Origin of the sequence: Alteromonas profundi (assembly GCF_010500865.1) — a bacterium.
GTDB classification, from domain to species: domain Bacteria; phylum Pseudomonadota; class Gammaproteobacteria; order Enterobacterales; family Alteromonadaceae; genus Alteromonas; species Alteromonas profundi.
This window is the reverse complement of record NZ_JAAAWN010000046.1, coordinates 1-9,871: the sequence shown is the minus strand read 5'-3', so window position 1 is coordinate 9,871 and position 9,871 is coordinate 1. Positions and strand designations below refer to the sequence as shown.

Sequence of the window (9,871 nt, the reverse complement as noted above, 5' to 3'; positions counted from 1 at the left end):
TATTCATGCTGTTGTGTGGTAACAAGCCTAATTGCACGTTCACGAAATTCTGATGTATAGCGATTTGATTTTTTCATAGTTCCAGTTTCTCAAGTTATTGAGTCTCTGGCAAACACGGGGCGATTCAATATTAGTTTCGTCAGTAAAGCTGGAGAGCCATCTGGTTATTTTTTGGATGCATTTTCATGTAAGGCTAATGTCACACCAGCAAAGGCGACAGCTAGCGCACCAAAAGCAGCAAGGTCCTTCTTACTCTCGGTTGGAGTGGAAAAAGAAAAAGCGAAAGAAGCATATTATGCTGTCGTAGACTTACTAATTGAAAGCGCCGAGAAACCAATATCAATAAGTAAGATTCATCGCAAGGTTAATGAGTATTTACCCGAAAACATATATGAGAATACAAAGGATGACTTTTTAGCTTACGCCAAAAATGAAGAATATCAATTACCTGATACTTTCCAGTCTAAGGGCACAACAGCGAGATCTCTCAGGCAAATAAAAGGTGAAGGAGAAGGATGGGAGCTAAATTTTGATAAAGACATCATAGGTCTGAAAGGAAAAGATGTCGATAAATCATTTATGTACGATAGAGATAACGACATTCTTTATATGCCTAAAATTCCTTCAGAACTAAAAGAAAGAATTATTCAAGAGCTAGGTTTAGGAGAGGGTGAATAAGATGAATGACAGAGAGCTTTTAAGCCTACTAGTCAGAATTTTCAAAGCTCTTCCAAACCCACGAGTGCTTGAGGGCGGCACAAAGATAAAAGTAGAAGGTGCTTTATTAATTACCCAAGATCTCTTTGATCTTTTAAAAGAACTTGTTGAGAAGCTTCCCTCAATTAACGAATACATAGTCCTTGAAGTGGATGGAATTCAGCATGATTTTTCGGACTGTAGTTCAAATCATTATGCAGAAAAAAATGTTTCGAATTTAACCGTGGGCTTCCCAAGGCGTAACAAAATCCCTGAAGTATATATTTTTAACAATGAATTTGAGCTAATACAATCTCATAAGAAACTTCTCTCTTGCGGCAATCCTCTACCAAAAAGCTTTTACTTGGCTTCAAGTGACTATATATCTGACGAATCAGAAAGTAATACGAAACTCCAAAAGATTGAAAGAGTTCTAGATTGGTTTTCAATATTTGAAGAAATTTCAAATCTCAATCGTAAAGGCGACTCGTGTCGTGAGCTGATATTTATAGAAAAAGCAGGTCAAGAGAAGCTTACAAAACCAATACACTTCGAAACCAATATTTTAGCTGAAATGATAGACATAGAGGATATTCCTGATGTCGGTCATTTTTTTGACTTAAAAGATGAAAAAAATGATTCATCATTACATCACGAAGAAAAAAGAAAATTCCTACGCATTGCTTTCGTTGAAACACTAGCGCGAGTAAGGGCTCAAAAAACAGGTAATGACGACTCTCTGGAAATAGTCAAGTCGCTAGATCTTATAAGAAACTCATACTACGAACACCTAGAATTGTTCATGGAAGATTTTGTAGTCAGCGAGTTTAAGAAGGATATCGAGGAAGCCCATTTTTCTTACCTAGAAAAAATTGAATCCGTAATTGGTAACATACAAGGCAAACTGTACGCGATCCCAGCTTCTTTTCTAGCTCTAGGAGCTCTAGCGAGAAGTAACAATACGGAATCGAACCTACTTATTTTGGTTGCTGCTGGTCTCGCTAGCCTATTTACATTTCTGATGATCATCAGTCAAAAAGGAAGAGCAGAATATCTTTCATCAAGCATATCTTTTATTTTTGAAAAATTTGAAAGGAACAGCGAAGAGGAGAAGTCGAACATTGGTATACTTTCAAACGTGTGTGATATTAAAGAATCACTCTGTCAGCAGCTTGAAAAAAAGAAAAAATTAATACTTTTTTATGCAATAGTATCTTGGCTTCCCTTTTTGGCTTCATTAATCGTTATTTATATTAGATTCAATGAAAAAATAAATAGTTGGCTCAAAAGTATTCTGCAGTACTTACTGAGTTAGAAAAACTAGTCACTGTTAAGTCGTATTAACGTGGAGCTATATTTTGTTATTTCCTTGAAAAAAGAATGGCTTCCATCAGTTATTAACAGCAACTATCTCCTCTTTAAATCGATGCGGGAATAATAATCATTTACACCTACTTCTTCTGAATTTTAGTGGGGGTTTAAGATAATGAATAACTTCCAATCAATTGTTTGAATCGAGTATCTTTCCCCAAGTTTGGAAGCTGTTGATCAGTCGATTGGTTTATCATTTGTAACGCTTGTTGAGTTATCTGATTAGTCGTTCTCGGAAGGAAATACGCTACCAACGCTTTATAATTAGATCTACAGGCACTCAAAGCAACTCGTGACGAGAACTCCGTATTCATTAAAAGAGTCACAAATTCTTTTATCTCATGTTCACCGAATTTCTGAAGCATATTGTCGTAATATGACTCGGCCATTGTAGAGACACCGTGGCCATTTCCTATCTTGGACATAACTACCGTTCTAACATATGCCTTGCGCACTGACTCAGGGATAATGCCTGTGTTGGACACATATGAGTCCAAGACTCGAGCATGCGAAGGCTCATTATGAAAATTGTTAAAACCAATATGAGCGGCATAAAGGTTGTTAATTTTTTCAGATATCTCTACTGCAAGAGTGTCACTTGGTAGAAATGGCAATCCATTAACAGCATCTAAAAACTCGCGAGCAGAATCTCGCCTATCGATCTCCCCATTAGAAGCAAAAGTGGCATATTTCAAACCACACTCGTATTTGACCTCATCAGGCGAAATGTTCCATGCAGCATTACAGACAAGCTTAATATTGTTTTTAAGCCTAGCGTCAGCAGCTTTCCCTGTGTACATACCAAATAGGGTGCGCAGTAATGAAGTACCGAGATCGGGTGGTAGATGCTCTATTCCTGCATTTATTGGAACCGCGTCCGGCAGTGTCAAAGCATTATTTCTAATACTGCCTAAGAAACGTTTAATCTCTATGGCAGGTCCTTCTGGCTCTTTCCCTATCACCTCTCGAATACAAGTTTCAAGCCACGATATTAGTTGAAACCCGGTCAGTTCATTTTGATTTGGATGGGCTGCACTGGCCCAATTTCTCATGTCCCGAATATAGTCTAAATGCTTGAAGCCAATGTCTGATAAAATTCCTGTTAGATGGCAACCTCTTACTAGCTCCCATTCATCAAGCTTAACCAAATCGTCCTCGTCTCTAAGCTTTTTTCTTCTATTTTCATCAGTAACAACACTGTCGTAGAAATATTCCAAATCGAACCTTGCTACTTTTTTTCTGAGATTCACAACAGTTTCATCCCAAATGAAGTTCAGGGCAGCGTCAAATAAACCAGCCCCGCATGCTGCGATGAACTTAGACAAATATATTGAAGTTGTTCTCTGATTTACGTCTACTAGATTTATAACTTCAGGAAGGTTATTTATTACTCTTGATCTTTCAGGAACAGGAACAAGGACATTACTTTCGGGTAAGCCTAGTTCATTTAGATATGTTGTTAGTCCATTCGAAAATTGATCTACGCCAGTAACCACTTGGTTTTGTGATGTTACATTAATTCCGTTGCTCATTAGTAATATTCCTTATTTTCAGTCAGGTAGATTTTTCATTTAATACTTTATTTAAAAATTACAAGCATCTCACTTATTCCAAACACTGGGAATCAATTCACCTGTTTGGTGATAAATCCCTACCTGCTTAATGTAATTCATAAAATCGGGGTTCTCTTCTACGATACGGTTAGCTGATACCCAATCAATATCAGATTTTTCCTTTGCTGGTATAAGAATTTGGCTGTTATACAAATCACCGACATCCAATAACAGAATACCTATACCATGCAGTGAACAAAGCATTTGCAGCTCAGGCTCAACACCATCTGATATCCCAGTTGCAACTAAATAACCAAAATTTGCCCAGCTTGAATTCGAAACGGCTTGGAAAAAGCACTTTCTAACATTTGCACGTGTAAGCTCTTTTTTTACTTCGAAGGACCAAAGCCTTACTGATTTGTCGTTACCGAATCTAACGCATGTTTTTACAGCCTGAGACCAACTTTTATCCAATGGTTCCATCGCTACAATGTCAGGATGTAGCCAATGATTACCGCCTGCGCCTTGGCTATTCTTCGACGTTTTTTCATCAATACGATGACAGTACAGACCCATATCCTTATTTAAAAACTCGATAAGTATGGGATATAGGTCGTGCTCTTTTAATTTAAGATCTTCCGCTTCGTGCAGTTGATCATCCACTGCGCTTAAATCTTCTTCCTGCGGATTATCTTCCCAGTAATACAAACGTGGCCTTGGTTTTTCGCGAGTTTTAATATTGATGCACTTGTCTTTGGCTCGTCGTGTTCTCTGACCACCAACTTCTGCCGCCAGTTGTGCGATAAGCTCTTCGTCATTGGCGTAGTTGGGATTCTTCATCTTCTCAGCCATTTCGGCTGGATAGCGTTCGAGAAAAAGCTTGGCAAGCTCACGTGCGGTCAGCTTTTCACCCTTATGATCACGCAAGGTTTCGATGATCATATCTACTCGCGTTTTGTTACTCATTTAAATGATTCCTCTATTCGAGCAATCGAGATATCACTAGAATTGTATTTGTATTTTCTAATATCATCGTTTTGCAGAATATTGACTACTTCCTTGATCACACTTAGTGGCAAAAAGAACCACTCTTTAGGCTTTACCATGTTGCCAAAACGGTCAGGGATCTGGATGTCTGCTTGAGCTTCTCGGAAAAATGCGTGAAGTAACTTTTCAGTGGCCTGAAGGTTCATATTATAAAGCGTAAACTCTGCAACGACCTCCACGTCAGCAAGAAGGTAGGTAGCGTCCTTAGCGGCGTTCGCGACTCTTTTCTTAACATCAGAGGTCGTCACGCCAATTTTATGGAGATACTCACGATGCTTCGCTATCGAAGGCTCCTCTGACTTTGAGCGCAGTACGTAAACGATACCTGTTTTGTAAAGTGGAGAGTCCTCTTCAACAAATAGCGGTCCTGAATCTTTGGGGACAATTGCTCTGGCTGATTTGTCTTTGTATAGCGCGGCACCAAATGACCGAAGCAGCAAGTTACTTTCCATGCCATTCGAATAAACTACGCGCATACGCGCATTATGATGGCCTTTACGACGCTCATGTTTCTCACCCATCTCAGCAACATAAGCAATTAAACCAGCTAAGATAAAGGCTTGGCCTTTTTGTATCTCGGCGATACCTTTGATGCCTGAAGTCTCTAATGTACCTTCGTCTAGTTCCTTTTGAATTCTCACGAACAAAGGCTTAAACGAATCAAAGTCCATGCATTTTTTACGAGTTGCCATGTCAGCACTTGCAGTCTGGCTTTTTGTTCCGACAGTCACATGCTTTAAATTAAAAATATCGTCATCATCGGCAAGTAAGTCACTCGACAGGACATCATCAATTGTTAATTCAGTTTTTTTTTCACCAGTCGATTTAGTACCTAATAAGCCTTCTACATCAAAAGGTGCAAGAGCTTCAAGAGCTTCTGGCGTTGAACGAAGCTTAGACAATCGTGCAGCCAGTTTAGCCTCATGAATGTTAGTGGCTTCAATATCAGGCTCTCTACCATTTGCTTCGATAAAGCTTTTGAGTTCTTCAAACGTCTCATAGTAAATCGCATAGTGACTAAGCTTTTTTGACTTGGTCACAGAAACTTCGAGTAAACCCAATGGGTCATCGTTAAATACGTCGTCTAATGTCCGTTTAGCCATACTTATTCCCTTATGCTCTCATCTGTTCACGCTTCTTGTTCTTCAGCCACTCAAGAGCTTCCCCAAGACGTCTTTCAAGCGCAATGTCACTTTCAAAACTAGGAGGGCGTCCATTGTCACGTGCGAACTCTTGGATTCTCGGCCACAAAGCTAAGGCTTCTTCTTCGGTCATCTTTATTTTTTGCGTTGAGGCAACACCATGAACTTTCTGCAGCAGTTCAGAAGTCAGTCCCTTACTAAGCACTTCATAGGCGTGACCGAATGGATTAACACTGTCAATCAGATCAACCGATAGGTCATTAATGTTTATAAACTTGCGAACAAGTCCAACGAAACTTCTACTCCCAGCCTGTTGCTCATCTTCATCATCTGAAGCATTCTCATTGTTCCCAACAGAGGCCATCGCCATCGTGGCAGCTACCCGTTGCCTTATCGCTTCAACATCTTCTTCAGATTCATTCGGATATTTTTCTTCGATTACCCGTCGAACATAAACATCCTGAACGAGTTCTCCTGGCATATCTTCATTTGCCATGGCCTTAATGACATCAGAGTTTTGGCATACGGCTGCGACCAGTTCATCCATTTCTTGCTCGATAATCTGTTTGGCTCTTTCTGACTTAGGCTCTTTGAGATCTTTCACGCCAATAACAATTTCGCCAGTGTTCGAGTCTTGTTCCCCCTTACCAACAGAATCATCACTCGATTTTGGAACGAACTTGAACTTAGGTGCAAGTGCCTGCTCCATTGCCAAAGATACAGAGATTGCTTTGAGCATTTGATTGACCGCATTGACTACCAATTCGTCGTCAGCTCGAGGCTCTGCTATTAAGTTTGTAAATGTTGCCGTTGGTTTGCCTTCATGGTCACGGGTGACTCGGCCTATGATCTGGATTATCTCGGTCAATGAACCTCTGTAACCTACGGTAATTGAGTGTTCAGCAGGAGGCCAGTCGAACCCCTCTTTTGCCATACCTAATGCAATGATTACGTCGACTCGCTCTTGTTGTTTTTTGTCGCGTAAAGACTCTTGCAGCTTATTCCTGAACTCTAGGTCATCCTCTACAAGATTGGCGACAATCAATGTACGACCATCCTTTGCTACAACTGGATAGAAATTTGTTTCTTCCTCAACGTCTTGCATATCGCCGATGATATCGATGATCGCATCGACTTCGTCATGTTTGCTGCCAGCCGTTTCAGGACTCATGCGGTGCGGAATATGAATGATTGTTTTCTTGGACAGGTCGAACACTTTTGGTAGTGCCTGTAGATAACTTCCATCCAGCGCACTGTAAAAACTGTAGTTGATCTTAAGCGTTTTAAGGTGCTTGTAGGCGGCCATCTGTTCCCAGTATGTATAAGACACATGGGTAAAGCGTGCTTCATCTTCTACAGACATGATTGCCATGTCATCGCCTCGGAAATAGCTTCCGGTCATAGCGATGACATGAGCTTTATCTCGCTGTATTACACAACGAAGCAACTCTCCTAACTTACTCTCTTCACTTGAACTGGAATGATGAAATTCGTCGATAGCGAGAACACAGTCGTCGAGTACTTCTTCACCGGCTTCTTGGAATGCAAATCGTAACGTTGCATGAGTGCATACTAGAGCGACATCATCACTCTCAAGAAAGGCCAATAACTTCTTAACTTTGCTTCTGGCCCCAGCTCCATGGTCTGCACCTGGGCTACATAAATCCCATTCAGGTTTCACTTCCCAGTTCGCAAAAAAACCGTGACTGGCTAAATCTGTATCAGCAAAGCTTGAGCCTATCGAAACTTCGGGAACTGCAACAATCACTTTCTTACAGCCTTGATTTTCTAGCTTATCCAACCCAAGAAACATTAATGCGCGCGACTTACCAGAGGCCGGCGGTGACTTTATAAGTAGGTATTGCGCTTCGCGTTTATCGAACACTCTACGTTGCATTGGGCGCATACCCATTGGGTCTGATTCTAAAGGTTTACGAGTTTCATCAAGGTCGATTCTAACTGCTGTTATCTCACTTGACCTATTAGACATTGCGTTTTCCCTCGCTCAATTCAACATACATCTCGAATAATGCTTTTAACCGTTCATCTTCATTTTCAAACTCGCGCCCACAGAATATCGTCTCAACGAGTTTATCATTCTCGAGATGAGCAGACCTAAGCTCTTGAGGCATGTCATCTGGGTCGTACAATTCGGCAATAGTTTTTGGAAAGTACTTTTCTCTTGTTAGCAGTATCCGTCTTGCTGATTTATCTAATTTATCTTTTGCTTCATCTGAGATGGGGGGAAACGGAAAAGTATTCCACCCCAAAGTGTTTGAGTACCTAATTCTCGTCTCCAGTTGGCCACACACGGCTCTAACCCAACAAATATGTAGTTTCGAACTTAAGATAGATACGTAAAATAGTGGCGAGTCATAAATTGCAAATGCCAGGTTGGAAATGATCTCTCCTTCTGTAAGTACACCAACAGGTATATATTCTCGCCTTTCAGACGTAACGCTTGGGATAATAATCGAATGATCTCTAGCAACGCTTTGGATTTGAGTAAACCGATGAGGTCTCGACGCCGAATTCCGTGTCGACTCAGCGGGACTTTGCAACCTTGAACGAGTCACTTTCAACAGATGTGGTTCTAATACCTTATAACTCTTCGCTATATTTAATTGTTCTTCTTCAAACCATAAACAAAATCGTTTGCTACCTTTTATGAATTCTTGAGAGCCAAGGAAACCTCTTATGAATTGCTTTAAAGATGGTTCCTCATTCAACAATTCATCCACTTCATCAGGTGACAAAATCAAGCCGCCTCCGTCTCGAGGCATATTGCCAAACAACATTTCAGGAAAACTTGATAGAGATGATTTAGCTGCCGATACAGACACATCTTCAGCGTTGGCTAGATAACGATTTATATTTTCCACTTCCTCCCCATTAGTACCTGAAAATAAGTATTTCTTGCCAGACGAAGCTTTTCTAAAACCAATTATCACGCAAGTAACACCAGCCTTATTAGCTGCATTGTTACTCCATTTAAAAGATTTGTGAGCAAAGAAAGGTTCTATTCCGAAATCAAATAATATGGGCCAAATTAGTGTTGCATGAAGTCCTTGGCAAATGCTGTTTGTCGCTACCAAAGCAAACTTAATTTTTTCTGAGTTTGTAAACTCAGCGCACCTTAAAAACCATGCGCAAACATAATCCATACTATTGAATTTATTAGTATAACTCTTGAAAACAAGCTTCATATCTTCTTTTTGTGAAGGCTCCATGTTTCTTGAGCCTAGGTATGGCGGGTTACTCACTATGTAAATATCGGAGCTTTCATTGCTATCAATGTGGCAAAATACTTTCCAGTCTATTCTTAAAGCATTTCCACAAACTATATTGGCAGAGTCTTTTAGGGGTAGGGCTGGTATTTCGGCTCCAAAAGCAGCAATAAACCTTGCATTCTGTTGATACTCTGCAATCCATAAAGCTAACTTTGCTGTTTCCGCCGCAAAATCGGCATACTCAATTCCATAAAATTTTGAAAGTGAAATAACAGAGCTAAAGCCGAATGCCAGTGATGCACCTCCTTCTAAATCGCGAAGAGCATCCATTGCCTGTAACTCAAGCTTTCTAAGTTCACGGTAGGCAATTACAAGAAAATTACCGCTACCGCAACACCCGTAACATTTAATGCTAGTGACAATAGCTCTAGCGTCTTATCTATATGGAATAGAGGCCATTCAAGAGTTGTCCATAGTTACTTACGAAAGGTAGTGACATTTATTTTCTTTTGTCACTACTTAGTAGTGTTAGATATGTAGACGTTTGGTGATTGGAAATTCAACTAGTTCATAAGCTAAAAACGAGATTTACTCACTCATTATTAGACTATATTAAAAGGCTATTTGCATTCTGAAGTTGGATTTAACTATTGCATGGTAATTGGTCACGTCGCTGTTTTGTACAAAAGTTGGTAGGTCAGCAAGTGAATCGCCCCGTGTTTGCCAGAGACTCAATAACTTGAGAAACTGGAACTATGAAAAAATCAAATCGCTATACATCAGAATTTCGTGAACGTGCAATTAGGCTTGTTACCACACAACAGCATGAATA

Annotated in this window: 7 protein-coding genes; 2 read left to right on the top strand and 5 right to left on the bottom strand. The window is 40.1% G+C overall.

Annotation, left to right across the window (positions count from 1 at the left end; translation table 11 throughout):
* Positions 1-75 precede the first annotated feature (75 nt).
* Positions 76-678 (top strand): nucleoid-associated protein, encoded by a 603-nt coding sequence (locus GTH32_RS18595; protein WP_163088610.1) that lies wholly within the window; start codon positions 76-78, stop codon positions 676-678.
* A 1-nt stretch (position 679) separates the two neighbouring features.
* Positions 680-2,011 carry a hypothetical protein gene (locus GTH32_RS18590; RefSeq protein ID WP_163088606.1) on the top strand — a complete coding sequence of 444 codons (1,332 nt, stop codon included), beginning with the start codon at positions 680-682 and terminating at the stop codon, positions 2,009-2,011.
* Between the two features lie 163 nt (positions 2,012-2,174).
* On the opposite strand, the gene GTH32_RS18585 is transcribed toward GTH32_RS18590, so the two are convergent.
* The 5 genes from GTH32_RS18585 to GTH32_RS18565 all read right to left on the bottom strand — a co-directional run bounded on the left by GTH32_RS18585 (position 2,175) and on the right by GTH32_RS18565 (position 9,450).
* Complete coding sequence (locus GTH32_RS18585) at positions 2,175-3,599, bottom strand: hypothetical protein (RefSeq protein WP_163088604.1); 1,425 nt, start codon at positions 3,597-3,599, stop codon at positions 2,175-2,177.
* A gap of 69 nt (positions 3,600-3,668) precedes the next feature.
* Positions 3,669-4,586 carry a COG2958 family protein gene (locus GTH32_RS18580; RefSeq protein WP_163088602.1) on the bottom strand — a complete coding sequence of 306 codons (918 nt, stop codon included), beginning with the start codon at positions 4,584-4,586 and terminating at the stop codon, positions 3,669-3,671.
* Complete coding sequence (locus GTH32_RS18575; RefSeq protein ID WP_163088600.1) at positions 4,583-5,770, bottom strand: GIY-YIG nuclease family protein; 1,188 nt, start codon at positions 5,768-5,770, stop codon at positions 4,583-4,585. The genes GTH32_RS18580 and GTH32_RS18575 overlap by 4 nt, the downstream gene beginning before the upstream one ends.
* Positions 5,771-5,780: 10 nt before the next feature.
* Entirely contained in the window at positions 5,781-7,799 is a 2,019-nt protein-coding gene (locus GTH32_RS18570) for a DEAD/DEAH box helicase (RefSeq protein ID WP_203565557.1), read from the bottom strand.
* The gene (locus GTH32_RS18565; protein WP_343033460.1) at positions 7,792-9,450 is read right to left on the bottom strand and encodes a class I SAM-dependent DNA methyltransferase; all 1,659 of its coding nucleotides are present in this window, start codon (positions 9,448-9,450) and stop codon (positions 7,792-7,794) included. Before GTH32_RS18565 ends, GTH32_RS18570 begins: the two co-directional genes overlap by 8 nt.
* Between the last annotated feature and the right edge of the window lie 421 nt (positions 9,451-9,871).